General features: G+C 62.7%; 30 protein-coding genes. 17 read left to right on the forward strand and 13 right to left on the reverse strand.

Going from position 1 to position 22699, the window contains the following annotated elements; translation table 11 throughout:
* Nucleotides 1-2351 (forward strand): calcium-binding protein (locus KBZ33_RS16510; protein ID WP_254954474.1); only part of this gene is annotated, 2351 nt, incomplete at its 5' end.
* A 119-nt stretch (nt 2352-2470) separates the two neighbouring features.
* Here KBZ33_RS16510 and KBZ33_RS16515 read toward each other — a convergent pair.
* The 6 genes from KBZ33_RS16515 to KBZ33_RS16540 form a co-directional block, all read right to left on the reverse strand.
* A complete protein-coding gene (locus KBZ33_RS16515; RefSeq protein WP_255011851.1) occupies nt 2471-3058 on the reverse strand; it encodes a hypothetical protein in 588 nt (195 codons plus the stop codon).
* A gap of 148 nt (nt 3059-3206) precedes the next feature.
* Nucleotides 3207-3974: an RAD52 family DNA repair protein gene (locus KBZ33_RS16520; protein ID WP_254954476.1), complete on the reverse strand. Its 768-nt coding sequence runs from the start codon at nt 3972-3974 to the stop codon at nt 3207-3209.
* A 53-nt stretch (nt 3975-4027) separates the two neighbouring features.
* A complete protein-coding gene (locus KBZ33_RS16525) occupies nt 4028-4261 on the reverse strand; it encodes a hypothetical protein (RefSeq protein WP_254954477.1) in 234 nt (77 codons plus the stop codon).
* 105 nt (nt 4262-4366) lie between these two features.
* Complete coding sequence (locus KBZ33_RS16530; protein ID WP_254954478.1) at nt 4367-4984, reverse strand: siphovirus Gp157 family protein; 618 nt, start codon at nt 4982-4984, stop codon at nt 4367-4369.
* A gap of 49 nt (nt 4985-5033) precedes the next feature.
* Nucleotides 5034-5555, reverse strand: coding sequence for an SLOG family protein (locus tag KBZ33_RS16535; RefSeq protein WP_254954479.1), 522 nt, complete (start codon nt 5553-5555; stop codon nt 5034-5036).
* Nucleotides 5556-6113: 558 nt separating this feature from the next.
* A complete protein-coding gene (locus KBZ33_RS16540; protein ID WP_254954480.1) occupies nt 6114-7313 on the reverse strand; it encodes a site-specific integrase in 1200 nt (399 codons plus the stop codon).
* 1160 nt (nt 7314-8473) lie between these two features.
* Between KBZ33_RS16540 and KBZ33_RS16545 the strand changes: the two genes are divergently transcribed.
* From KBZ33_RS16545 to KBZ33_RS16580, 8 genes are all read left to right on the forward strand, one after another.
* Complete coding sequence (locus KBZ33_RS16545) at nt 8474-8920, forward strand: hypothetical protein (protein ID WP_254954481.1); 447 nt, start codon at nt 8474-8476, stop codon at nt 8918-8920.
* 76 nt (nt 8921-8996) lie between these two features.
* Complete coding sequence (locus KBZ33_RS16550; protein WP_254954482.1) at nt 8997-9629, forward strand: siphovirus Gp157 family protein; 633 nt, start codon at nt 8997-8999, stop codon at nt 9627-9629.
* Nucleotides 9630-9735: 106 nt separating this feature from the next.
* Nucleotides 9736-10704 carry an RAD52 family DNA repair protein gene (locus KBZ33_RS16555; protein WP_254954483.1) on the forward strand — a complete coding sequence of 323 codons (969 nt, stop codon included), beginning with the start codon at nt 9736-9738 and terminating at the stop codon, nt 10702-10704.
* A 65-nt stretch (nt 10705-10769) separates the two neighbouring features.
* On the forward strand, nt 10770-10922 hold the full coding sequence (locus KBZ33_RS16560; RefSeq protein ID WP_254954484.1) for a hypothetical protein: 153 nt from the start codon (nt 10770-10772) through the stop codon (nt 10920-10922).
* The gene (locus tag KBZ33_RS16565) at nt 10919-11053 is read left to right on the forward strand and encodes a hypothetical protein (protein ID WP_254954485.1); all 135 of its coding nucleotides are present in this window, start codon (nt 10919-10921) and stop codon (nt 11051-11053) included. Before KBZ33_RS16560 ends, KBZ33_RS16565 begins: the two co-directional genes overlap by 4 nt.
* A 395-nt stretch (nt 11054-11448) precedes the next feature.
* Nucleotides 11449-11817 (forward strand): hypothetical protein, encoded by a 369-nt coding sequence (locus KBZ33_RS16570; protein ID WP_254954486.1) that lies wholly within the window; start codon nt 11449-11451, stop codon nt 11815-11817.
* 161 nt (nt 11818-11978) lie between these two features.
* Nucleotides 11979-12413 (forward strand): CAAD domain-containing protein, encoded by a 435-nt coding sequence (locus tag KBZ33_RS16575; protein WP_254954487.1) that lies wholly within the window; start codon nt 11979-11981, stop codon nt 12411-12413.
* A gap of 78 nt (nt 12414-12491) precedes the next feature.
* The gene (locus KBZ33_RS16580) at nt 12492-13253 is read left to right on the forward strand and encodes a response regulator (protein ID WP_254954488.1); all 762 of its coding nucleotides are present in this window, start codon (nt 12492-12494) and stop codon (nt 13251-13253) included.
* On the opposite strand, the gene KBZ33_RS16585 is transcribed toward KBZ33_RS16580, so the two are convergent.
* On the reverse strand, nt 13226-13456 hold the full coding sequence (locus KBZ33_RS16585; RefSeq protein WP_254954489.1) for a DUF3136 domain-containing protein: 231 nt from the start codon (nt 13454-13456) through the stop codon (nt 13226-13228). The genes KBZ33_RS16580 and KBZ33_RS16585 overlap by 28 nt on opposite strands.
* Nucleotides 13457-13762: 306 nt before the next feature.
* Between KBZ33_RS16585 and KBZ33_RS16590 the strand changes: the two genes are divergently transcribed.
* From KBZ33_RS16590 to KBZ33_RS16600, 3 genes are all read left to right on the forward strand, one after another.
* Nucleotides 13763-14827, forward strand: coding sequence for a DUF4912 domain-containing protein (locus KBZ33_RS16590; RefSeq protein ID WP_254954490.1), 1065 nt, complete (start codon nt 13763-13765; stop codon nt 14825-14827).
* Between the two features lie 97 nt (nt 14828-14924).
* The gene (locus KBZ33_RS16595; protein ID WP_254954491.1) at nt 14925-15095 is read left to right on the forward strand and encodes a hypothetical protein; all 171 of its coding nucleotides are present in this window, start codon (nt 14925-14927) and stop codon (nt 15093-15095) included.
* Nucleotides 15077-15292, forward strand: coding sequence for a Nif11-like leader peptide family natural product precursor (locus tag KBZ33_RS16600; protein ID WP_254954492.1), 216 nt, complete (start codon nt 15077-15079; stop codon nt 15290-15292). Before KBZ33_RS16595 ends, KBZ33_RS16600 begins: the two co-directional genes overlap by 19 nt.
* Before the next feature lie 806 nt (nt 15293-16098).
* Here the strand turns inward: KBZ33_RS16600 and KBZ33_RS16605 are convergent.
* The 3 genes from KBZ33_RS16605 to KBZ33_RS16615 form a co-directional block, all read right to left on the reverse strand.
* Nucleotides 16099-17997 carry a transketolase C-terminal domain-containing protein gene (locus KBZ33_RS16605; protein WP_255011855.1) on the reverse strand — a complete coding sequence of 633 codons (1899 nt, stop codon included), beginning with the start codon at nt 17995-17997 and terminating at the stop codon, nt 16099-16101.
* Between the two features lie 122 nt (nt 17998-18119).
* A complete protein-coding gene (locus tag KBZ33_RS16610; RefSeq protein ID WP_254954494.1) occupies nt 18120-18260 on the reverse strand; it encodes a hypothetical protein in 141 nt (46 codons plus the stop codon).
* A gap of 66 nt (nt 18261-18326) precedes the next feature.
* Nucleotides 18327-18686 (reverse strand): 4a-hydroxytetrahydrobiopterin dehydratase, encoded by a 360-nt coding sequence (locus KBZ33_RS16615; protein ID WP_254954495.1) that lies wholly within the window; start codon nt 18684-18686, stop codon nt 18327-18329.
* 30 nt (nt 18687-18716) lie between these two features.
* On the opposite strand from KBZ33_RS16615, the gene KBZ33_RS16620 reads away from it, so the two are divergent.
* Entirely contained in the window at nt 18717-18983 is a 267-nt protein-coding gene (locus KBZ33_RS16620; RefSeq protein ID WP_254954496.1) for a hypothetical protein, read from the forward strand.
* A 384-nt stretch (nt 18984-19367) separates the two neighbouring features.
* Here KBZ33_RS16620 and KBZ33_RS16625 read toward each other — a convergent pair whose 3' ends face one another.
* From KBZ33_RS16625 to KBZ33_RS16635, 3 genes are all read right to left on the reverse strand, one after another.
* Nucleotides 19368-19667 (reverse strand): 2Fe-2S iron-sulfur cluster-binding protein, encoded by a 300-nt coding sequence (locus KBZ33_RS16625; protein WP_254954498.1) that lies wholly within the window; start codon nt 19665-19667, stop codon nt 19368-19370.
* Between the two features lie 263 nt (nt 19668-19930).
* Nucleotides 19931-20170, reverse strand: a complete 240-nt coding sequence (locus KBZ33_RS16630) for a DUF1830 domain-containing protein (protein WP_254954499.1) — start codon at nt 20168-20170, stop codon at nt 19931-19933.
* Nucleotides 20171-20284: 114 nt separating this feature from the next.
* A complete protein-coding gene (locus KBZ33_RS16635) occupies nt 20285-20674 on the reverse strand; it encodes a hypothetical protein (protein WP_254954501.1) in 390 nt (129 codons plus the stop codon).
* Here KBZ33_RS16635 and KBZ33_RS16640 point away from each other — a divergent pair.
* The 4 genes from KBZ33_RS16640 (at nt 20673) to KBZ33_RS16655 (ending at nt 22695) form a co-directional block, all read left to right on the forward strand.
* Nucleotides 20673-20804, forward strand: a complete 132-nt coding sequence (locus KBZ33_RS16640; protein ID WP_254954502.1) for a hypothetical protein — start codon at nt 20673-20675, stop codon at nt 20802-20804. The two genes, KBZ33_RS16635 and KBZ33_RS16640, sit on opposite strands and share 2 nt — an antisense overlap.
* A 70-nt stretch (nt 20805-20874) precedes the next feature.
* Nucleotides 20875-21093, forward strand: a complete 219-nt coding sequence (locus KBZ33_RS16645) for a CP12 domain-containing protein (protein WP_254954503.1) — start codon at nt 20875-20877, stop codon at nt 21091-21093.
* Between the two features lie 232 nt (nt 21094-21325).
* Nucleotides 21326-21406 (forward strand): hypothetical protein, encoded by an 81-nt coding sequence (locus tag KBZ33_RS21895; protein ID WP_396108689.1) that lies wholly within the window; start codon nt 21326-21328, stop codon nt 21404-21406.
* Entirely contained in the window at nt 21403-22695 is a 1293-nt protein-coding gene (locus KBZ33_RS16655; RefSeq protein ID WP_254954510.1) for a glucose-1-phosphate adenylyltransferase, read from the forward strand. The genes KBZ33_RS21895 and KBZ33_RS16655 overlap by 4 nt, the downstream gene beginning before the upstream one ends.
* Nucleotides 22696-22699: the final 4 nt, after the last annotated feature.

Below are 22699 nucleotides of genomic sequence, written 5' to 3' on the forward strand. Positions count from 1 at the left end.
TCAACAACGTTCTGATCGGCAACACCGCCAACAATGGCCTCGATGGCGGCGCCGGAGCCGACACGCTGATTGGCGGGGTAGGGGATGACACCTACACGGTTGATGATGCGGGCGATGTGGTGATTGAGGGTGCCAGTGGCGGGGAAGATCAGGTCCGCTCGTCGGTCTCGTATGTGCTGGGTGCCGATCTCGAGCATTTGACACTGCTGGGGACGGTAGCGATCAACGGCGCGGGAAATGCTGTGGGGAACCGCCTGTTCGGCAACACGGCCGCCAATCGGCTGGAAGGCCTGGCCGGCGACGACACCCTGAATGGCGGTGCCGGGAACGACACGTTGGTGGGTGGCTCAGGGGCTGATCTTTATATCGTGGATGCGGCAGGCGATGTGATCATCGAGACGGGGAACGAGATCGATACGGTTGAATCCTCGGTGAACTACACGCTCGGATTACGGCTGGAGAACCTGGTGCTGACCGGGGCTGCGGTGCTTGGAACCGGGAACGGGCTGAACAACAGACTGACCGGCAACGCCTTGGCCAACACGCTCAATGGGGGTGCGGGGGCAGACGTGATGTCTGGCGGGCTGGGCGGTGACACCTATGTCGTCGACAACTCCGGCGACATCGTGCAAGAGGAAGTGGGCGCCGGCACGGATCTGGTGCAATCGTCGATCAGCTATTCGCTGAGTGCTGAGGTCGAGAACCTGCAACTGACGGGGGGACAGGATATAAATGGAACCGGTAACGAATTGGCGAACCGGATCACCGGCAACGGCGGGGATAACTGGATCGATGGCGGCACAGCCGCCGACACGATGGCGGGTGGTGCTGGTGATGATACCTACATTGTCGATAATGCAGGCGATGTGGTCACAGAGGCTGCGAATGCCGGAACTGATCAGGTTCAGACAACTTTGGCGGCTTATACGCTGTCAGCCAATGTCGAGCGGCTGCAGCTGTTTATCGGTTTTGACGACGGGGTCAACCGCAATGGCACCGGCAACGAACTTGACAACGAGATCGTGGGCACGAGTGGAATCAACCGCCTCAGTGGGCTTGGCGGGAATGATGCCCTTTATGGCGGCGCCGGGAACGACAGTCTGCTTGGCGGCGATGGCGACGATCTCTTGGACGGCGGCAGCGAGCGCGACCGAATGGAGGGTGGTACAGGCAACGACCTTTACATCGTCGATCTAGCCACAGACATCGTCTTGGAGGCGGTGAATGCCGGAACGGATACGGTGCAATCCTCGGTGTCGTGGATTCTTGGTGCCAACGTTGAGAACCTGACACTGACAGGCGGAGATGCCATCGACGGCCAGGGCAATGCCCTCAACAACGTTCTGATCGGCAACACCGCCAACAATGGCCTCGATGGCGGCGCCGGAGCCGACACGCTGATTGGCGGGGTAGGGGATGACACCTACACGGTTGATGATGCGGGCGATGTGGTGATTGAACTACCTGGCTCTGGCATGGACTCTGTAAGAAGCTCAGTTTCATTTACACTAAGTTCTGCTATTGAGAACCTTGTCCTTCTTGGGTCTGGCGATATAAATGGGATAGGGAATATTGGCAGCAATAATATTGACGGCAACTCAGGATCTAACCTCATCGATGGCGGTGGGGGTGGCGACACCATGACAGCTGGAGAAGGCAATGACACCCTAATTGGCGGCGGCGGCAGCGACACCCTCATCGGTGGCGCCGGCAACGATAGCTATCTCTTCGATGCCGATGTCGCCCTCGGTACCGACACCCTCAATGAAACCGGTGGCGGCACCGACACGCTGAACTTCAGCGCCACCACCACCCTTGCGATCGCCCTCAACCTCGGCCTGGCCACCACCCAGGTCGTCAACACCAACCTCAGCCTCAACCTGGGGTCTGCCTCCACCTTCGAGAACGTGATCGGTGGCGGGCTCGCCGACCGTCTCACCGGCAACAGCCTCAACAACAGCCTCACCGGCGGCGGCGGTAACGACACCCTCATCGGTGGCGCTGGCAACGACACGCTGGTGGGTGGACTTGGCGCTGATCGCTTCCGTTTCGCGACCGCCCCCAACGCCACCACCAACCGCGACGTGATCAGCGATTTCTCCATCGCCCAGGGGGACAGGATCGAGCTGGAAAATGCCATTTTCACCGGCCTGCCCACCACCGGTCCCCTTGCCGCCTCGTCTTTCCTGATCGGCACGGCCGCCACCAACGGCAGCCAGCGGATCCTCTACAACAGCGCTACTGGCCTGCTGTCCTATGACAGCGATGGTAATGGCGCGGTCGCCGCCATCGCCTTCGCGACGATCACCCCGGGGCTGCCGCTCAACAGCACCTACTTCACGGTCACTTGAAACATACTGATCACCCCGCTTCAATTCTGCCTAGAGGGTTAGCATTTGAACATTGCACAGCCTCCAGCCCCGATAGGAGCTGGAAAACAGGGCAGCGTCGACAGACCTTCAGCTGTACCTCAGACTAGATTCCTGACGCCATCAGCCATGTGTATAGCAAGTCTCTTCGCCTGAGCCAGCTGAGCAGCAGCAACCAACTCAGAGAGGCTGAGCATCTCCACTTTCAGGTTGGGGTACTCCTTCATGATTCTGACGTATTGCCAATGGCTCGTTACAAACTGATTCCTGTAGTAGTATCTCTCAGTTGCGCTATCCCAAGCAACCATCGCTTGCTCATCATCTGTTAAGCCAAGCCTGGAATAGACATCTAGAAATACCCCAAGCCGCTTAAAGAGAGCTACCCATTTGGAGTGGGTCATCGCCCCCACGGACTGACCGAAGATCTCCCCTGCCGAATAGTCCATACATACAACGACGCAGCCCAGGTTGCGACGACCCTTGCTGATGCGCGAAATGCCATCAGGGAGCTCGATGTGCTCAGGCTTGACGTTTAGCCAATGGATGAAGTAGCTACACTCCAAGGAGCGATGCGTATCTTTGCGAACTGTGATCGGCGGAACCGAGATCAGCAGCTCCACCAACTGGCTCTGCTGGCACAAGGAGCCATGCACGCCGGGTTGGGCATTGTTTATGTTCTGAACAGACATTTCTACTCCATTTAGAAACAATGAGGCCGTTTGCCTCTGTTGCTTTCCTTTGTTTCGACACACCTACAGGATCCCCAGCTGGCTGCTGGGCTATCGCCCCCGCCCCCACACGGCGCCGGGTGCTGGGGGGTGGCTCTGCTCAGCCGGGTCAGGGAGCCGTCACTCCAGGCGGCGCCTGCTGCTGCGACACCAGGAACGTCTCGATCCAGTCGTGATGGCGCCGCTGGCTGATCCGATCCGCGATGGTGACCGTGTCAGACGGCACCTGGAAGCGCTTGCGAAAGGCCTTGCTAAACCCAGCCAGCACAGGGGCGGGCAGGGCCCGGATCATGGCGTGCAGCTGGCGGACGGTAGCTGGATCGAGGGGGGCCAAACCAGGGTCAGGTTCGGGCTGGGGTTGGGGGCCTGGTGCCGGGGGCAGCACCCGCAGTGACGTGGGCCTGGCACCAGCACCCCCGGAGACCTCCCGCTGCTGCTTGTCGTACAGCGCCAACCCGAAGGCATTACCAAAGGTCATCAGCGCACGCTTCATCGCATCGGTTTCGGCCTCCTTGAGCGCGGACTCATGGGCCTGGCCCAGGTCGGTGTCGATGCCATGGCCAGCCCCTGAGCCCTCACGGATCAGTGGTAGCTGGCCGGCGGTGCTGACGCTGATCCGCACCCGGGCGGTGTAGGTGACACCCCAGCCGGGGCGCTGTGGCTCACCGATCAACCGCTCGCCCTGGTGGACGCAGCGGGTCTGGACGGTTTGCCGCTGCCAGCCGTCAAAGCCAAAGATTCGGTTGGCCTCGGCGATCACCTGCCAACCCTCCAGGTAGCTGACGGAGCTGCGGCCCTGACGCCGCTGGCGCACCTTGGCGCGATCAAGGGGGGCAGAGAGACAGGCGATCTGCTCGGGGGAGAACAGGCAGGTCATGGCGGCGCGGGTGGCAGGGCGGGCGGGGTGGGGGGGGTGGCGTGCGAACGTGATCAGCTGGCGGGCGCGTCGGGATCGAGGGCTTCAACCAGCACCCAGCAGGGCGGCTCGCTGCAGTGGACGTGCTGGGGAGAAGGCCGCCGACCGGGCTTACGGGTGATCGGCACCACCCAGCTGGCCAGGCGAGTCGACCAGATATGGCCCTGGGGCCGGGGGCTAGTGGGGTTGGCGGTGGTGGTGGGGTTAGAGGTGGTGGTGGGGCTGGTGGCGTAGTTGAAAAGATCCATGGTTCTGGTGTGGAGGACAGGTGGTGGTGCTGGTGCTGGGTTGGCTCTGGAGGGAGTACGTGGGCCTGCTCCTGCTGCAGACCCTTTGGAAGGGCCCCTGGCCCCTCAGGTGATGCGCCAGCTGCGGCGGGTGAGGAGCTGGGCGCCGGGGACCTGGTGACCGGCCTTGATCGCAGCCTTGATGGCGGTCTTGTCGGGCTGGGTGGTGGTCTTGTGCATCAGCCACTCGGGGGGCAGGGCGTCCTCGTCGGCGATCGCGACGACCTGGGAGCGGGTACTGCGTAGCTCGTGGTTGGGGAAGCTGAACCGGGTGGCGTTGGGCTGCAGCCGGGTGAGCACCAGCACCAGGGAGTCCTCCAGGGCAGCGGCCCGGTTGGTGTCCGAGCGGGCAAGGTCGGTGAGGCGCTTGGCCTGCTGCTGGCGGTAGGCGGCCTGACCGCGAAGGTGCTCGATCACCCAGCAGGTGGCATCGGCCTTGGCGGCCAGGGCGGTTTTGTTGAGGGCCTCAGCCAGCAGGGCAGCCTCGAGCTCGCCGAGGGCCTGGGCGCGGGTGTCGTCGTCGGCTTCCAGCTGCTCAGCCAGCTGAGCGATGGCGGTGGTGAGCTCCTGGGCCTCGATGCCCAGCTGCCAGAGGGAGCCGGAGCGCTGGAGGGTGCAGGACGGCCCGGCGGCCTGGGGGAGAGCAGGGGAGAGAGGAGCGGCGAGGGTGGTGGGAACAGACATGGGGACGTGGAGCGGAGGGGAACGAGAAGAACGGGAAGGCGATTGCCGCTCAGGCGGCGAGGGGCCCCGGCAAGAACGGCGGCGGCACTTCCATCACCACCACCGGCACCGGCGAACGGGAGGAGCAGCGGCGGGCCTGCTGCACCAGCGAGGCCGTGCCCGGCCCACCGGGGAAGGCGATCACCAGAACCGAGGCGCTGAATGCAGGGGAGGTGTGGGCCTCGGCTTCCACCAGGGCCTGCTCGAGGAGGCGGCGATTGCGGATCGGCCCGGCACTGCGGCCATAGCGGCGCCACTCGGCAGGAAGGGACTGGACCCGCCAGCCGAGCTGCTGGGCGGCGCGGCCGATGGCGCGATCAGCGCCACGGGCACCGCCATGGAGCAACAGATGGACCGGACGACCGCAACTGCGCTGGAGCAGAGCGGAGGCGATGCGCTCCTGGGGCCAGACGAGATCACGGCCACCAGCGGCGACGATGACGACCGAGCGATGGGCCAACGCCGGCGGCGGCAGGAGGCCGGAAAGCGGCAATGCAGCGGCCTGGGCCACTGCAGCAGAGGACAAACTCATGGGCTACAGAGCAAACGAACGGGGCAAGTTGCCTTGGGATTTCGTTGCCGCAGGCGATGGGCTCGGGGCCTTTGGCGCGATCCTTATTCTAGCAGTACAAACGCACTAAAGAGCGGGTGGATCGGCTGCGGGGCAAGCGATCAGAGCCAAGCGTCGCCAACCAGACGGGCCAGGCAGCTTGATCACCAATGCAGCCAGATTCGCTCCAAATCGACCGGCACCCGCGCAGTCGCGCGAGGAAATCTTGGGCCTCCCCCCCCAGCACCCCGACGGCTGGCAGCCGCCCGGCCACCGCAGCCGCGGGAGAGCGACCCTGCCCGCCACCCCAACACCGGCCCCGGAGCGGAGGGCGGCGGCGGCTGGCCGATGCACGCCACGGCACAGCCGTGGCACGCTGAAGGACTGCCGTCGCCGACCGGAGCCTTGCGGTGTCGTGCTGCGACGCCAGGCAATCGCTCCGTAGGCCTGAGGCGACGAGCACCCTCGGACCGATCAGAGCAACCTGGTTGATGCCGTCCGGGTTCGTTTCTGGTGACCGTGTTCGCTACGGCCTCGCGGCTACCTCGCAGATGCCAGATCACTCGTCAAAAGCGCTGCGTTCGCCCGCTCGAAGGCCGCAGCCGTTCCTGACTGGCTGGCCCACGGATAAGCACGGCAGTGAACCTCGAAGCTGTGGCCCATGCTCAACGCCACCGAACCAGCATCGATGCCGCGTAAGTGGCCCCTCAGGCTGTAGCTGTGCCGGAAGCTGTAGGGAACCAGCCGCTCTCCCTTGGCTGCAAGAAGAGCCTTGAGGCTGCACCAGCCAGGCTGGCGGCTGAGGTAAGTGCCGAGCGCATCGCCGGCACCGGCTCCACTGGTAAGTGGCGGGAGCTCGATCAAGCCCGCTTGCCATCGCTCGAGCAGATTCCACCGCTGCACCTGTCCTTCAGCATCCACCAGCGGTAACGGATGTACCCGGCGCGGCTCAGTGTCGCCGCCGCCACTGCGCTTCCGGTAACTGCACCACCAGTAGGGCTGCCCCGAGCTGCGGTCCTTTTGCACCGAGAGGTGAACGAGCTCAATCGGCCTCAGGCCGAGTTCAGCCAGGAGCTTCAGTGCATCGGACCATCGCTGTCCGGCCGCATCACCGGGCAGGGAGGACAGGAGGTTGATGATCTGTTGATCCTCGACCGGATCCCCCTTGCTGCGGTTGAGCTCCTCGGTGGGCGTGCTGCCAACGTGCGCGCGGAGATCGGTGGGCGGCATCCACACCGCAGGAAAGCCCTCGCGACTGACGCAATAGCGAAGAAACTGCGCGAGAGACTGGGCTCGGATCTGCCTCATGCGGCTACCCGTGGCCCAACGCCGGATCATCTGATCGACCAGATCCGCAGGGCTGGTGGGCGCACGCTTGCTGGTGAGCGCTGCGACGGCATCGTTCAGGACCGGCGCGTAGCTGTGATTCCACGTGATCGGCTTTACCGCACGTCCGTGCTCCATTTTTTGCTGCTTAAACCGCTCCACGGCCCCAGCCCAGTCCATCAATGGTTTTGGTGCTTTGCCATCGGCAATCTCAGCGGCAGCCTTGAGGCTGTGGCCCTCTGCGACGAGAGGGTAGATGTTGCGTACACGGGTCAACACGTCTCCAACTGATGCCTTCGCCCAGTCGAAGGGAAGAATCACGGTCTGCTTCGGTAGGCCCGGCTGGCGGAGCTCCAGGCGTGCCTGGCCGCGGAACTCATAGACGTTCCACCCCTTAGCGGTGCTGCTGCGCACCGATGTTCGGAGAGCTTCCGACCAGGACTCTTGGCGCCGTATCGCTGGCATGACAGGGGGCTTCGGAAGCCCTGTGTGGGCAAGATGTGGGCAAAACTAGCCCAACCTGACCGGACAGCGCCACCCAGCGCCGGTCAGAATGCTTGCTATTACTGGAGAAGCCTTTCAGGGGCCCACCCCTTGACCTGCTTTGGGAGCACTAGGTCGCAGGTTCGAATCCTGTCGCCCCGATTGACTTTTCACCGATAGGCCAAGGGAGAGGGGAGAGATTTGGGGAGAGATTCCCAGTCCCTCCGCGCTCCATGGCCTTGCCTGCTTGATGAGCCATTGCTGGAATCAAGCTTCTTGTTCGGCTTTGCTTTTTCAGTTCAGCACTGGTGTCCCGGCTCTTGAGCCAAAGAGATTCCGTAAAAAGAGCAGTCGCCCATTGCGACGGATCTGGGCTTGGGCGACAAATTTCCGTTGATCGAGGCGGGACCTGCGGGCAGCCAAAAGCAGGCCATGGAAGGCGCCCGATACCCGGGAGATCTCTCCCGCTGGGGAGAGATCTGATGAAGCTGTAGAGACTGGTTGGCAGCCAAGGCAAGGCTGGTAGAGGTCGTTGCCAAGCTGCTCAGCACTTCGCTGACAGTTGCTCCGGTCGGCGGCGGCCGTCCTGAACTTGCCACGGCTATGCCGTGGCTGACGTCAGACAGCCGCCGCCGACCTCAGCGGGGCTGTGTTGGGGAGAAGGGCCCGGCGCTGCTCCCGCGGCTGCGGTGCCGTTGCTGCTCTAGGCCAGAGGGGAAGGATGGGTAGCGCCGAGAAGCCAGGAAGGGCATCGGGCGGCTGCGCGGCTTGGGGGAAGAAAGAGATCAGCGCTGGCCATTCATGGCTCTTTCCTCTCATTAATGGGCGGGAGCTGGGAAAGGATCATTTCCTCCCAGATCCATTGCAGCACAGCCGCTTTGCCTGCTCCATAGTGCACTTGTACTGCTAGAATAAAGGCTGCGCCAAAGGCCCCAAGCCCATCGCCTGCGGTAATCCGATTCCCTGATCTCGCCATCACTGCTCTATTGCTTTAAGCAGCCGTGATGCCCCGATCAGTTGTCACATCTGGCAGCTGATTCATGGATCTCTATCTCTCCTCTAGCCCTGAAATAGCCCCATCCCGTTCATTGGTGATCGCAGCCGGAGGCGGCCGTGATCTGGCCTGGCCCCAGCAGCGGGTTGCCGCTGAGCTGCTCGCCCGCAGCAGTGGCCGCCTGGTGCATTTGCTCCTCCATGGCGGTGCCCGCGGCGCTGATGCCGCCATTGGTCGCGCTGCCCAGCAGCTGGGTTGGTCAGCCCTAGTGATGCCAGCTCAATGGCAGCTCCATGGGCGGGCCGCTGGGCCAATTCGTAATCGGGAGCTACTCGAGCAGGCCATTGCCCGGTCCGTGGCTCACACCTCCCCGGGCTCGCTCGCCTCGGTGTTGGTGGTGGCTTTCCCCGGCGGCCCAGGCACCGCCTCGCTGGTGCAGCAGGCCCGCCGCATGGCGCCCCGCTCCCCGGTGCCGATTGCCGTGGTCGAGGTCAGCCCAGCTGCCGGGCTCTGGGCCGTGCCGGCTGGCGTCGGCCGCTCCTGATCTCCCAGCGCCACAAGCCTTTGGTGCCCCTGGCGCTCCGTTCCGTTCTTTCCATCCACATCGCCTTCTCACCGTCATGGCTGTTCTCACCCCCATCCCTGCTCCAGTCGCGGCCCCTGCCCCAGCTGCAGCCCCCTCGGCATCAGGCCCAGCCTGCTCCCTGCAGCGCTCTGGTTCCCTTTGGCAGCTGGGCAGCGAGGCCCAGGAGCTCACCACCGCCATCGGTCAGTTAGCCGAGCAGCTGGAAACGGAAGACCCCGAGCGGCGGGCCCTGGCCCTCGCCGAGCTGGAGGCCGCACTACTGGCAGAAGAAGGCAATAAAGCTGCCCTCGCCGCTAAGGCCGATGCCACCTGCTGGGTGATCGAGCACCTGCGCGGTCAGGCCACCTACCGGAGCCAGCAGGCCAAGCGGCTGGCCGATCTGGCCCGCTCTGATGCCGGCCGGGCCGATGCCCTGGAGGAATCGCTGATCTTTGTTCTCACCCAGCTGCAGCCGGCGGCTACGCGCTTCTCCTTCCCCGATCACGAGCTCACAAGCCGCAAATCCCAAGCCGTGGTGATCGACGACGAAGAGGCCCTCGATTCCGAGTGGCTCACCTTCTCCACCACCAGCAAGCCAGACAAGAGCGCCATCAAAGAGGCCCTCAAAGCCGGCCGCCAGATCACCGGCGCCCAGCTGCTCAACCGCCGCTCCTGGCGCATCCACTGACGGGGGGGCAGAACCCCCCGCGACATGGCCCGCTGCAGTGGCGGGCCCTTTCTTTCTGATCCGATTTCGCTCCTTTCTTCTTCTCGCTCCACCGCTTCCCATCGCCATGACAGTCGCCGCTCCTTCCGCCAATGGGTCCAGCACCAGCAGCCGCACCGCGGCTCCTCGTCCGGCCCAGCGGCCGCCCTCCGCTCTGGAGGTGATCCGCTCCGCTGAGCGGTCCGATACGGAGAGCGCCGCAAGCCCACCATCAGCCGCAGCGCCGCAAGTCCTCCAGGCTCAGCCCCTTGGCTTCTCCCCCGAGCAGCTCGCCGCCCTGGCCGCTCCGCTGGATCGGGCCAAAGTCCGCCAGCGGGAGCAGGGCCGCAGCCGAGTGAGCTATTTGGAGGGTTGGCAGGTAATCGCGGAAGCAAACCGGATCTTTGGTTTTGACGGCTGGCAGCGTCAGACCATCGCCGTCCGCTGTGTTGCCCAGGCAGAACGAACCATCGGCAGAGATCAGAAGCACGGCTGGGGTGTCACCTACACCGCCCGCGTACGCATCACCGTCACAGCGGGGGGAATGACTCCTCTGGTTCGAGAGGGCACTGGCGCCGGCCATGGCATCGACGTGGATCTGGGCCAGGCCCATGAGTCCGCCATCAAGGAGGCCGAGACCGATGCGATGAAAAGGGCGCTGATGACCTTTGGTAATCCGTTTGGTCTGGCGCTCTATGACAAGCAGCAAAGGGAGGTCACCAGTTCAGCCACTACGGCCCCAGCCGCAAACCGCAGTAGCAGGCCAGCAGAAGCGGCGCCCCGGCAGCAGCCCCAATCACCTGAGCAGCAAGAGAAAGATCCAAGCCTTGACCCGCTCGATCCAGGCACAATCCAGCAGATCCTCGACACCGTTCGGGGATTGCCCCGCCCTGCTCTGGAGGGCTTCACCAAGGCCTTCCGCAAGCGGTTCCAGGTGCCGGAGGAGGCCGCATCGATCGCTGATCGAATTTGTCAGCGGCGGCACCACGACTGGATTGAGACGTTTCTGGTTCAGCACCAGACCCAGCCAGAAACAGCCGCTATCCACCACGGCTGAGCCGATCAGGCGGGACGCGACATGGGCAACCGTGCTAGTACATGCGTACGCAATGGCAATGAGTCATGGGTGCCCCTCTCCCCCGACCTGCAGCACTAAAGGCCCGGCTCGATACCCCGATCGAGGAGTGGCCCTATCTCGACGAGGGCACCATGCAGAAGACCCGCAGCCGCAAGGTCTGCATCACCTGCCACAGTTTCGGCATCACGCCGGGGTGAACTGCATCCCGGTGCTCACCTGCCAACTCCACCAGGGGTTAATCGCCCATGGCGAGCACCTCACCAGTCGCTGCCAGGGCTGGACTGATGACCTGGCGCGGCAGCAGGGCTGGGCGCCGGAGGTGGCCTGAGCACATGCTGGGAGCTGGTGGGCTGATGGGTATCGGTGAGTGGTCCTCCAATGCTGATAAGAGACTGGGGCTCCCGTATTCCCTAGGCAACCGTCACCAGCGCCGATCGGATCAACCTGAAGTGTCACCACGACGGGATCGATCTCCATGGAGATGGGTCCAGGCTGCCGTCAGGGCGACTGGAACGGGCCTTGCTTTGTAGTCGCGTCCATCACTTGGCCAGTGCCGCAGCAACGCATTCACCACGATGACCGGCGCAGGCTCGCGGTTGATCGCCCCATGGGGAAGCCCTGGTGGAGCGGCCCGTGGCCCTTGTCGATTTCAGATTATGTTTTGGATTGCTGCCCGTTGCAGGTGGATTAGGGGAGCAGAATCCATGGATTCGCGCCTGCCGAGTGGCCCGCCTGGAGGCTCAGCTCTCACTGCAACCAGGTGCAGAGAACCATCGTCAGGCCCTTGACCAGCTGGGTCATGAATGGGCGGCTGAGCTCACCTGGCTGGATCCCCGCAATGCCTGCCTGAGCCTGGCAGTGGGTGCCAGTGCCATGGCGGTGCAGGTGTTGTTTGAACTGCGTGACCCGGATCAGCTGGGCGTGCTGGTGAACAGCCGTGAGGGAATGGGATCAGGCGCCCCGCTCAGCCATGACGTGCTGGAGCAGGTGCTGGATCTCCTGATGAGGTTTCTGCCCGGGGCAGCTCTGGCCCATCGCTCGGATCGCGATGGCCCGATCCGGCAGAGAAATGGTCAGCGGAACCAGACCTGAGCAGCGGATTCCACAACCTTTTCCACAGGCTTGCCACAGGAAGCGGCGCGGCAGAGCTTGCCGCGGATCAACCAGTGCTGGAAGTGTCGGGATTCCCACACACAGCTGAGCTGCGGGGTCGCCGCCGGTCTAAAAGTTTGCGGCTTTTGAGATGACTGGCGATGGACACTGCTTTTCTGGAGGCCAACTTGGACGTTGTCGATCCCGTCCACGCCACGTCCATTGCCCAGGAACCGCTGGTTCTGCAGATCGAGCCGTCAGTGTCAGAAGGCCGACTGCCGTCCTGGTTCTCCCCAGGCAGCCTGGAGTCCATGCGGCCGTTGCTGGAGACGTTCACCACACTCAAGCCCCAGTCACTCGAGCAACTGCTGCCGGCGTTCGGCATCCTCGGCCTGGCGGTGGTAGCCGGTGTCGGCCTCAAGATCACCGCTGCGGTGCTGGTGAGCATCGATGAGCTGCCGATGCTGGGTCGGCTGCTGCAGCTGGTGGGTCTGGTTACGGCGATTCGGTTCCTCTCTCGCAACGCCATGCAGCAGCAGCAGCGTGCGGCGCTGCTCGCCAGGATCCAGAAGCTAAAGCTGGACGTGTTGGGCTGATCGTCCTCCCGCCTGCAACAATCACACACCCCTGGCCAGCAGGATCGTCGATGCCTGCAGGTCTTTCCACAGGTCCTGATGGCCCAGAGCGCAGTAGCGGTTCGGCAGGGTTGTGAGCGGATTTTGGTGGTCGATGATGAGCCGCCGATCCGCAACCTGATCGAGACACGCCTGCGGCTGCACGGCTACAACGTGGTTGTGGCGGGCGATGGCGAAGAGGCCGTCGCCTGCTTCCGCCACGAACCGGCAGATCTGGTGATCCTCGATCTGATGTTGCCGCGTCTGGATGGCTATGGGGTGCTGGAAGCCTTGCGGGCGATGAGCGATGTGCCGGTGCTGATGCTCACGGCCTGCGACCGCGTGGCAGATCGCATCCTGGGGTTGGAACTGGGCGCCGACGATTACCTGATCAAGCCGTTTTCGCTCAGCGAATTGGAGGCGCGGATTCGTTGTCTGCTGCGCCGAGCCCAGCAAAGTCCCCCGAGCGGTTCAGCCGGGGGATTGGCCGACTCCAGCCTGGCGCTGGAGATCAGCGGCCTGACGATCCACCTGGGCAAACGCCAGGTGTTTCGCGGTTCCGATCGGATCAAGCTCACCGCCATGGAGTTCAGCCTGCTGGAGCTGCTGGTCAGCGAGGCCGGGCAACCAATACCGCGGATGAAAATCCTCGAATCCATCTGGGGCTACACACCGGATCGCCATGCCGACACCCGCGTCGTCGATGTGCATGTGGCCCGGCTGCGCCTCAAGCTCGAGCAGGATCCCAAGAACCCTGAACTGATCCTCACTGCCCGCGGCCTGGGCTATCAGTTTCAGCGGCTGCCGGCGGCTGTCAGCTGATCGCGCTTGAGGTGCAGATAGAGCTGCTCCGGCTCGCGGTACTGGCGCGGCAGGCAGTGGTTGAGGATCTCCAGCTTTTGCCAGCAGACCGTGCGGCGAGCCTTGTTGATCGTTACGCCATCGCGCACCAGGATGCGCATCGCCTTGCAATAGAGGGGGTACTGGGCTTCCAGTTCCCCTAGGCTCAAACTATCGCTAGCCATCCCAACTCCTGGAGTGGTGCTCAACCATCCAAATTGAGTCCGGGCCCGTCTCGGAGTGGAGCCTTACAAGCGTTCATAGATCTGGCCTGCTGTTGTGTTTGCGTCCGCTGATCCAGCAAGACGCCAAGCGAGGCCTTCCAGTCGCAAACAGAAGTGATGGGTAGCGACCTCAACAGCTCAAGGCCCATTGGCGGAGAAGGCAGCTGCCGCTTTTTAGAGGCAGCTGGTGTGATCCCCGTCTGCTGACAGAACTGCCGCCAGCCGGCGACTGCTGCGAATATTTCGGAATGTGAAGGAATGCGATCTATGGCCTCCGCTCCGCGCACCAGCCCATCTCTTCTGGATCAAACCCTGTCCAAGCTGCGCGAGCTGGCCAAGCGCCTCGGCGTACGCAGTTACACCACCCTGGCCAAGGCAGAGCTACTGGACGTGCTGGCCCAGGCAGAAGCCCTTCCCGCTGCTCCCAGCAGCCCACCTGCCACCACAACACCGCAGGCGCCGATCACCACCCAGGTGACGTTCCTGCCCCGCGATCCCCAGTGGGCCTACGTGTTCTGGAGCATCAGCGCCGCTGATCGTGCCCGTGCCGTAGCCGCTGGCGGCCAGCAGCTCTGCCTGCGGGTGGCCGATGTAACGGGTCTGCAGCACGGGGCCTCCCATCCCCATGCTCTGCAGGAGCTAGTGGTTCCGTCGAACGCCACGGAGTGGTATTTGCCGGTACCACTGAGCGATCGCGATTACCGCGTGGAGCTCGGCTACCGACTCGGCGCCGCTGGCTGGCTGAAGCTGGCGGTGTCATCGGTGGCGAGGGTGCCGGCCGAGGGGCCCAGCCCGGTGGTGGCGGATGTCTTTGTGCCCTTCTCGTTGGACGGTCCAATCGGACCGGTCAGCCAACCGTTGGGTGGCGGCGGCGCCGGTGTGGAGCATGAGCGCCTCTATCAATTGGCAACATCCGCAAGCCCCCAGAGTCGCCGAGTCGGCTCGGAGATGCTGCATGAGCACGATTTCACGGGGGATTACACCGGCCTGCTGCATGCCTCAGGCGTGGGCCTGTGGGCCAGCGGCCGCAACGAATCGGGCAGTGGTGTGCTGCGTCAGCGCTCCTTCTGGCTGGTCGCCGATGCGGAGTTGATCGTCTACGGCGCTACCGAGCCCAGCGCCAGCCTGTTCATCGGTGATGCGCCGGTGCCGCTGAGCAGTGATGGCACCTTCCGGGTGCAGGTGCCCTTCCGCGATGGCCAGCAGGTGTACCCGATCCGCGCTGTCGCCGCCGATGGCGAGCAGGAGCGCTCGATTCGCATGGAGTTTCAGCGCAGCACTCCAGAGGCACGGGTGAACAGCCGGGAAGAGGCCCAGCTGGCCTGGTTCTGAACATCAACTCAAGGCGGTGATTGCCCCTGTTTGGGGGCATCGCAGATACGCCGCTGGGGGCAGACTGGACAAAACAGCAAACCGGAGGTCCGCCACGATGGACTTCGATACCTGTCTGGGCCGCACCTGCCTGAAGTGGAGTAGCGACGGCGAACTCACTTCTGTTGATCTTCTCCTAGTCATGGAACGCCTGGCCCAAGTCGACCAGGAGCTGTCGGTCCTGCGCACCGACAGCCACGATTACCAGCCATGTCCCTCGATCAGCTGAAGGCCTTTCTGGGCCGTATGCAGGATGACCCTGGCCTACGTCAGGCCGTGCAGGTTGCTGCCACGGCCGACGACGTAGCTCAGCTCGCCGGAACGCTTGGCTACGAATTCTCAGGCGATGAGCTGCTGCGCCTGTCGGGCCAGAAGGTGGGCCGGGTCACGGTGACCAAGCAGGACATTCCAGGCGAATACAACTGAGCCCGATCAAGGCTGACGTTCGTAACTGGTATCACTCTGAGAAGGGGATCCCATGGCCACCTGCGATCTGCCGAGCCGAGATCGGGACGCAGCAGAGAGGTCAACACCACAGGAGGCTGGCCAAACTCCTGCTTTCAGCTTGGAATAAGCATCCGGGTTAATGGCGACACGGACGGTCCTCTCAGTAGCTCGCAGCTTGGTGCGTTGAGATTCTTCTGGGCTAGTCGCCTTCCAGCGGTAGCAACAAGCTCATCGGCTGTGGGCAGGTCATCGGCGCAGATTGAATCGAGCAATTCCACCCCGGTGAGACCATGACTCCAGATGTCAACCCGGCTCTTTGCTGGACAATCAAACAGCCAATCTTCCAGCAGGAAACCACCTTTTCCTGAAAGAAGGTGGTCGGAGCGATACAGCGCAGGATCACCATCCGGTCACAATCGTTGCGGTAACTATGGACTCCTATGGTCCTAGCGTGTGCAGTGAGATTCATAATGTCGAATCTTTTGTGCCCTAACGGTCGCCAAGTGCAACGCTATGTCGATTGTCCAAAATGGGGCAGGCTGCTGTGTATAAGTCGTGGGACTTCCCTTGGTCTCCAGGGCTGCTGGTACTGAGCTTGTAAAAGGTGCCGTGGACGTCGACTGCGGCACACGCCAGGAAAGCCAGAGATCCGTAAAGAGTAAAGGCCCTGGCCTTACACGTCTCTGGCAGCAAGCAGGAGCCTGCATCACTATCTGCCACAGCAATGCAAGGAACCCCAGCAGTCGCTATCTACAACTCAGGCGGAAGCTCGGCCGCTGAGTCACTCAGGGAAGCATTCCCTTCACATGGCTAATGATCCCGTCGGGATCAAGGCCCTGGTGGGGAAATTGCTCCCATAGCCCACCGCAGCCTTCCTTGTGGGTGCCCAGATAGCCATACCGGGGGGTATAGCCACGTTCCAGCAGCCAGGAGCCGTAGCGGCTGCCCAGTCCCGTACGCCGGTTGAACGACTCCACCACCAGAACGAACGGTGAGCGTCCCACTTTGGCGATCATCGCTTCATCCACCACATTCAGGGTAGCCTTGTTGATCAGACCCACGTCGATCCCCTCGGATTGCAACCGTTCCACTGCATCAAGGGCGCGGTAAAGGCTTTCGCCGTAGCTCACCACATAGCCGGCAGTGCCATCACGCACCACCTCGTCTTTGCCGCTCTCGAAGCGGTAGCCCTTACCATGCAGGTCGTTGCCAGCGGAATCAAGCAGGTTCGGCACCTTGGAGCGGGTGGAGAAGATGAAGCGCAGCCCGGGATCGCTGAACACAGCCTGCACGCAGGCCCGCATCTGGGCCGCATCGGCTGGGAAGTACACCCGGGTGCTCTGATCTTCTTCTAGACCGTTGTCGGCGAACAGGTTGTTGAGGCCGAAATGACAGGTGTTGTCTGCCATGTCGTCGATGCCGGCATGGGAGAAGTGGGCCAGCACATTGGCACCGTTCAACCTGGCCATGGTGATCTCGGAAATGAGCATCTCCAGAAAGGCGCTGAAGGTGGCGAAGATGCCCTGGCGGCCCGCCTCCATGCCGAACCCTGCCGCCGCCGAGAAGTTGGCCCGCTCCATGATGCCGCCACTCACGAAGATTTCGGGGTAGGCCTTGCGGATCTGGGCCAGGCCGCACGAGCCCTCAAGATCGCTGTCCACCACCAGCACCTTGTCCTTGCGAACCGGCAGCGGCATGGCCGCAAGGAGCTCCACCACCGCGTCGCCGAAAACGTTGCGGTTCGCTTCCAGCCGCTGGCCTGAGCCCAGGAAAGTGGCGGAATTGATGGGCTTGATGATGCCCTTGAGATAGGTGGCAGCCGCATCCTGACCGCGCTTCTCCAGGTAGGCGATCGCCAGGTCCACCGGGATCACGTCGTGGCCGTGGGTGGAGCCCTCCAGCCCGTCGATGCCCACCGCCATCGGCCGCTTGTTGATCACTGCCACCGGGCCTTCGCTGGCCACGGCGCGGTGGAGGCGGGAGTACAGATCATCGAGATCCTCACCGTCGCCGCTGAGGGTGGCCAGGCCATGGCCGCCGAGGGTGCGCTCCAGGTCGTAACCGGGCTGATACACGGAGGGATGGCCGGCAATAGTGACGTCGTTGTCATCGATCACGAGCTTCACATTGAGGCCATGGGCCACGGCAAAGCGGGCCGCCTCGGCGTCATCTCCCTCCTGCTGTGCGCCGTCGGAGCCGAGGCAAAACACGGTTCTGCCGGGATGGGCCAGAGCCACGCCGTTCACAAACGGCCAGAGGTGACCGAGGCGGCCGGAACTGAACTGCACGCCAGGGGTAAGGCCGAGTTCTGGATGACCGGGCAGCTTTGAATGGGCGGCGCGGTACTGCAGCAACGCCTCGGCCGGCAGCTGGCCCCGCAGCACGCTGATCAAATACTGGGTGGCCACGCGGTGGCCGGCCTCATCGAAGAACACCGGCAGGAAACGATCCGGAGCGCCACGAAAAAAGGCATCGAGGATCATGACTTCCGGCACCGTGTCATAGGGACCGCCGCTATGACCGCCAACCCCTCGGGCCGCACCTGTGGCCGTGAAGAAAATGATTGCGTCTCGGCAGAGCTCAATGTTGGCCCGCAGGATCGTCTTTTGATCTGGGCTGAGGACAGGCTGGTCTGGATCGAGGCTGAGGGGCTGAAAAGCAGCAAGGTCGATCGGGAAGGGCATGGTCACCGCAGCCATCGGCAGAGCTCAGGGCGTGTGCAAGGCTGGCCCCGCGGCAGCGCTCGGCGTGGATCCGGCAATGGAAAAACACCTTTTCTGCTGCCCCACAGACCACATCCCAGAGATCAAGGGGTGTGGTGCACCCGTTCGTGAAACCAGGTGTCGTCGCCATCGCTGCCGGCCTGCAGCTCCGGATCGGGTAGCGGTTGACCTCCGGCTTCAACGATCCAGCGGGAGTAGGCGTGGCTGATATTGCGGAGCGGCATGGCCAGAAGCTCCGCCCGGTTCAGCCAGCTTCCCAAGGAGCGGTCCTGGATCATCGGTGCCGACCGCTAGCGGTCGGTGACGAAGGCCCCATAAGGATTTTTCGCATCCATGGCCTCAAAGCGGGCAGCCAGCACCGCGTCGGAGCGGGTGAGTCCATCCACTTTGTGGGTATAGATCAACGCTTCGGCGTGGCCCCAGCCGATGCCAAACTCGGCGTGATGTCCCTGGCTTTCGCAGATGGCGCCGGCCCGGTTGACCCAATCGAGCGCCGAACGGAAATCGGTGAATCGCCAGGCCTTTCGCAAGTGGTGGAGATCCACAACCTCCCAGCCCGGTAGCTCCTCCAGCAGCTTGGAGATTTCCTGCTCCGTGAGGGTGGGTGCCCCCTCCCGGCAGGGAAGGCAGGCCTCATTGGCAAGTCCCATGGCGTCACCAGCTGCTGCCAACATTTTGGGATGGCTGACCGCCAGCACGCTGCCATCGGACTGGAGCTTCAGAAGGCCTTTCTGGGCAGCATGCCGTGCAGGCTGCCACCACCGCGGCCGCAAGATCTCGCCGTTGGCGCGGCCCATCCGGTGGTGGCTGCGGTGATCCCGGGCCCGCGGACGGCGGCAGAGGTGATGCAGAACGGGGATCTGATGTCAGCCGAGATCCCCGGCCAGTTATGGCGGGATCTGCAGAGCGCGGGACTGCTGCCGGAGGCGGCGCCGACGCCGGATTGACCTCCATTTCGCTGTTGCGCCCATGACGCGAAGATCAAGATCATCAGCTCGCGGCCATGGGCGGCACAGGTCCCGCTGCCAGCCCAACCCATGCGCCAGTAGCTCCAACGCCGGGGTTGAGGCTGAGACAGAGCAATCGTCCCCATCCGGGGGGATCGCTCCAGTTCCATCTGGCGTCATCGTGATTGTCTCCGCTCTGGAGTCAGCCATGTCCGACGGCAACCAGCCCTGCCCAGCCGGTGCGATGGCGGATGATCCGCGGGTGAGCGCTGGTTGGGATGTGTTCAGCCAATTGCAGCGCACGCGGCAATGGGAGGCTGAAGGCAGCCAGCTGCTGAGACCCGCAGGCTTTCACGCCTGGGCTGCTGCTGGTTGGTCGGCGCCTCAGTAGAGCGCTTCCTCGGCATGGGTTTCGATGGTGCAATCCGAGGTGGGGAAGGCCACGCAGGTGAGCACGAACCCGGCCGCCATCTGGTCCTCATCGAGGAAGGCCTGATCCTCTTGGTTCACGGTTCCACTGATCAACTTGCCGGCGCAAGACGAACAGGAGCCAGCGCGGCAGGACACCGGCAAATCAATGTCCTGATCCGCTGCCGCATCAAAGATCGACTGGTCATCGGCGCAATCGATGGTGCTGTTGAGTCCCTCGTTGGCGTTGACGAGCGTGACTTTGTAGGTGGCCATGACAACAGGGCGGGCAAGGAGGTCCAGCCTGGACTGGTTCGCTGTTCAGCCTGCTGGATCAAGGTGCCGCAGGCCCAGTCCCCATACGGGGAGGCTTTGCCCCCGCTTGGGGGGCGCCGTCGCCAGGGCTGCTGGCAGAGAGTGTGGCCTGAGCAGGGATAAGGTCAGGCCGATGGAAACAATGCTGAGTGAGCTTGTGTTGGTGGCCTTGTTGCTGGCCGTGGTGCTCGTCTCGGGCAAGGTCTGAGCGCGCTTCTCCTGAGTCAGCCCCCAACGGGGACAGCAAGTTCGGCTGGAAGCAGTAGGTCATCCGCATTGATGGAATCGAGTTGCTCGACGCCCGTGAGGCCATGGGACCAGATGTCGACGCGGCTCTGAGGTGGACAGCTAAACAGCCATTCCTCAAACGGGAAGATCACCTTCTCCTGAAAGAAAGCCTCCGGACCGATACAACGCAGGATCACCATTTGATTGCTGGTGTTGTGATAGAGGCAGGTATCCATCTTCGTGGGTTGGGCGTTGATGTTTATGTAGCTGCTTTGGCTAACGCACAACGGTGACGATTCGAACCTGATTAGCGATTGTCCCCAAATGGGGGCAATTTGGCCAACGGGCGATCAGGGCCAGGCGATGAAGCTGACCGGCTCATATTTCGCGATTGTGATTCGCCAGGCCCTGATCGCCAGGCCCTCCAGGCTGCTAAGAAACGCTGAGGTCTCACCACCAGAAAGCCAGTTCGCCTTGAGCAACGGCAGCTGCTCGCTCATCAGCTCCAGCGGAAGTTCCAGCAGCAGCAGGCTGGCTTCTCCAGCGGCCCGTTGTAGAGGGCCCTCCTCACTGCGCTGCCACAGGCGCAGCAGCAGTTCCAGCGCCAGGGTGCGCCCGTCATTGCCGGGATCGACGGCATCTGCAGCTTCCGCTGACTGGGATTTACCGGTGAGCGGCAGGGCACGCTTGCCCGCAAACTCCACCAAGGCCAGGGCAACGAGATAGGGAGCATCGGCCATGGAATCCATCCTGAAAGGCCGCACCACCCTGCCCGATCCACGGACATCGCAACGATGCGCCCAGCAGGATGAGCAGAAATACCTGAATTACGGAATCTGGCTTGCAGTTGCCGAACAATCGCATGTTTAGAGGTCTCATCCAATGATCCGGCAGGGTTACATTCACCGCACCCATTGAGGCCCTCCTGGGGCTTTGTGCCATGGCCACCATCGGAGAGCAGCTCCAGACCTATCGTTCCGCCCTCACCGAGGCCCAGGAGAAAGGCGAGAAAGCGACCGCCAGCAAGATCGAGCAGCACATGAAGGAATTGGAGGAGTTCCAGCAGCGCCACCCCGAGGAGGCCGAGGCCCCCTCTCCTTTCGAGGTGTTCTGTGACCTCAACCCCTCCGACATCAACTGCCGCGTCTACGACGACTGATCTGTGATCCGGGCCAATCCCGGTCTCTCATAAACCACTGGCAGCCCTCCATTGGAACCTCGATGCACTTAGCGAAGTTGTTCTGATGAGCGAGGTTGCAGGCACCAACTAGATCGCTATTGGTGAACTGGAGGCCAGTTACACGATGTACTGCAAGCCCATGGGCATCCTGATTGGTGAATAGAAAACACTAGAGCAGGTTCAGCTCAGCATCTGTTGGAATCAACTCGGGATCCTTCACGATTGCCTACCAAGACAGTACCGCGTTCCTGGTCAGGTCTACATCCAAATGCAGCTAGAAATCTACCCATGAAGCGTGTACTGGCCATCATCCTTGGCGGCGGCGCCGGCACACGGCTGCAGCCCTTGACTTTCACCCGTGCCAAGCCTGCAGTTCCTCTTGGCGGCAATTACCGCCTGATCGACATCCCGATCAGCAATTGCATCAATTCTGGGATCGGCAAGATCTACGCGCTCACGCAATTCAATAGCCAATCGCTCAACCGCCACATCAGCCTCACCTACAACCTCTCCTCAGCCTTCAACGGCGGCTTTGTCGAGGTGCTGGCGGCCCAGCAGACCCCCGACAGTCCAAGCTGGTTTCAGGGCACGGCGGATGCTGTGCGCCAGTACCGCGAGTTGATCGAGGCGTGGGATGTGGATCAGTTGCTGATCCTTTCCGGTGATCAGCTCTACCGCATGGATTACCAGGCCTTCATCGAGGCCCACCGCGTGAGCGGTGCGGCCCTGACGGTGGCGGCCCTGCCGGTGGATGCGGCAACGGCGGAAGGCTTCGGGCTGATGCGCACCGATGCCGATGGGCAGATCCGGGAGTTCCGGGAAAAACCCAGTGGGGAGGCTCTCGAGGCCATGCGCGTCAACACCGGCGCCTTGGGTCTGGACCCAGACGAAGCCCTGCGGAGGCCGTTTCTAGCTTCGATGGGGATTTATGTGTTTGAACGGGAAACGCTGTTTCAGCTGCTCAACAGCCACCCTGATGCCACCGATTTCGGCAAGGACATCATTCCAGCTGCCTTGAGCACCGGCCTGCGCTTGCAGAGCTACCTGTTTGATGGCTACTGGGAAGACATCGGCACGATCAAGGCGTTCTATGACGCGAACCTTGCCCTAGCCGATGAGCAGCCCGCCTTCAGCTTTGATGATAAGAAAGCGCCTATCTACTCACGCGCCCGCTACCTGCCGCCCAGCCAGATCCACGACGCCCAGATTCGACGTTCGATCCTGAGTGAAGGATGTCGACTCGACCGTTGTGTGGTCGATCACTGCGTCCTTGGGTTGCGATTACGAGTCGAGGAGGGTGTCGTGCTGAAGGACACTCTGGTGATGGGCGCCGACAGTTTTGAGTCGGAACGGGAGCGTGCTGTCGTGCGTGGCCATGGAGGCGTACCTCTGGGGATCGGCAAAGGGTCCACGGTTTCCAACGCGATCTTGGACAAGAACGTAAGAATCGGCTGCAACGTTCAGGTGATCAACAAGGATCGTGTGCAGGAGGCCGATCGCACGGCACTGGGGTTCACGATCCGCAGTGGCATTGTGGTGATCGAGAAGAACACAACCATTGACCATGGAACCATCATCTAGCCTG

The organism is Cyanobium sp. Cruz-8D1 (assembly GCF_024345975.1).
Classification (GTDB): Bacteria; Cyanobacteriota; Cyanobacteriia; order PCC-6307; family Cyanobiaceae; genus Cyanobium.

Excerpts from the sequence above, each read along its gene's own strand:
- KBZ33_RS16515 (WP_255011851.1), bottom strand. The coding sequence starts at position 3,058 with ATGTCTGTTCAGAACATAAACAATGCCCAACCCGGCGTGCATGGCTCC.
- KBZ33_RS16520 (WP_254954476.1), bottom strand. The coding sequence starts at position 3,974 with ATGACCTGCCTGTTCTCCCCCGAGCAGATCGCCTGTCTCTCTGCCCCC.
- KBZ33_RS16525 (WP_254954477.1), bottom strand. The coding sequence starts at position 4,261 with ATGGATCTTTTCAACTACGCCACCAGCCCCACCACCACCTCTAACCCC.
- KBZ33_RS16530 (WP_254954478.1), bottom strand. The coding sequence starts at position 4,984 with ATGTCTGTTCCCACCACCCTCGCCGCTCCTCTCTCCCCTGCTCTCCCC.
- KBZ33_RS16535 (WP_254954479.1), bottom strand. The coding sequence starts at position 5,555 with ATGAGTTTGTCCTCTGCTGCAGTGGCCCAGGCCGCTGCATTGCCGCTT.
- KBZ33_RS16550 (WP_254954482.1), top strand. The coding sequence starts at position 8,997 with ATGGCTGTTCTCACCCCCATCCCTGCTCCAGTCGCGGCCCCTGCCCCA.
- KBZ33_RS16555 (WP_254954483.1), top strand. The coding sequence starts at position 9,736 with ATGACAGTCGCCGCTCCTTCCGCCAATGGGTCCAGCACCAGCAGCCGC.
- KBZ33_RS16560 (WP_254954484.1), top strand. The coding sequence starts at position 10,770 with ATGGGTGCCCCTCTCCCCCGACCTGCAGCACTAAAGGCCCGGCTCGAT.
- KBZ33_RS16575 (WP_254954487.1), top strand. The coding sequence starts at position 11,979 with ATGGACACTGCTTTTCTGGAGGCCAACTTGGACGTTGTCGATCCCGTC.
- KBZ33_RS16580 (WP_254954488.1), top strand. The coding sequence starts at position 12,492 with ATGGCCCAGAGCGCAGTAGCGGTTCGGCAGGGTTGTGAGCGGATTTTG.
- KBZ33_RS16585 (WP_254954489.1), bottom strand. The coding sequence starts at position 13,456 with ATGGCTAGCGATAGTTTGAGCCTAGGGGAACTGGAAGCCCAGTACCCC.
- KBZ33_RS16590 (WP_254954490.1), top strand. The coding sequence starts at position 13,763 with ATGGCCTCCGCTCCGCGCACCAGCCCATCTCTTCTGGATCAAACCCTG.
- KBZ33_RS16595 (WP_254954491.1), top strand. The coding sequence starts at position 14,925 with ATGGACTTCGATACCTGTCTGGGCCGCACCTGCCTGAAGTGGAGTAGC.
- KBZ33_RS16600 (WP_254954492.1), top strand. The coding sequence starts at position 15,077 with ATGTCCCTCGATCAGCTGAAGGCCTTTCTGGGCCGTATGCAGGATGAC.
- KBZ33_RS16605 (WP_255011855.1), bottom strand. The coding sequence starts at position 17,997 with ATGCCCTTCCCGATCGACCTTGCTGCTTTTCAGCCCCTCAGCCTCGAT.
- KBZ33_RS16610 (WP_254954494.1), bottom strand. The coding sequence starts at position 18,260 with ATGCCGCTCCGCAATATCAGCCACGCCTACTCCCGCTGGATCGTTGAA.
- KBZ33_RS16615 (WP_254954495.1), bottom strand. The coding sequence starts at position 18,686 with ATGGGACTTGCCAATGAGGCCTGCCTTCCCTGCCGGGAGGGGGCACCC.
- KBZ33_RS16620 (WP_254954496.1), top strand. The coding sequence starts at position 18,717 with ATGGCTGACCGCCAGCACGCTGCCATCGGACTGGAGCTTCAGAAGGCC.
- KBZ33_RS16625 (WP_254954498.1), bottom strand. The coding sequence starts at position 19,667 with ATGGCCACCTACAAAGTCACGCTCGTCAACGCCAACGAGGGACTCAAC.
- KBZ33_RS16630 (WP_254954499.1), bottom strand. The coding sequence starts at position 20,170 with ATGGATACCTGCCTCTATCACAACACCAGCAATCAAATGGTGATCCTG.
- KBZ33_RS16640 (WP_254954502.1), top strand. The coding sequence starts at position 20,673 with ATGGAATCCATCCTGAAAGGCCGCACCACCCTGCCCGATCCACGGACA.
- KBZ33_RS16635 (WP_254954501.1), bottom strand. The coding sequence starts at position 20,674 with ATGGCCGATGCTCCCTATCTCGTTGCCCTGGCCTTGGTGGAGTTTGCG.
- KBZ33_RS16645 (WP_254954503.1), top strand. The coding sequence starts at position 20,875 with ATGGCCACCATCGGAGAGCAGCTCCAGACCTATCGTTCCGCCCTCACC.
- KBZ33_RS16655 (WP_254954510.1), top strand. The coding sequence starts at position 21,403 with ATGAAGCGTGTACTGGCCATCATCCTTGGCGGCGGCGCCGGCACACGG.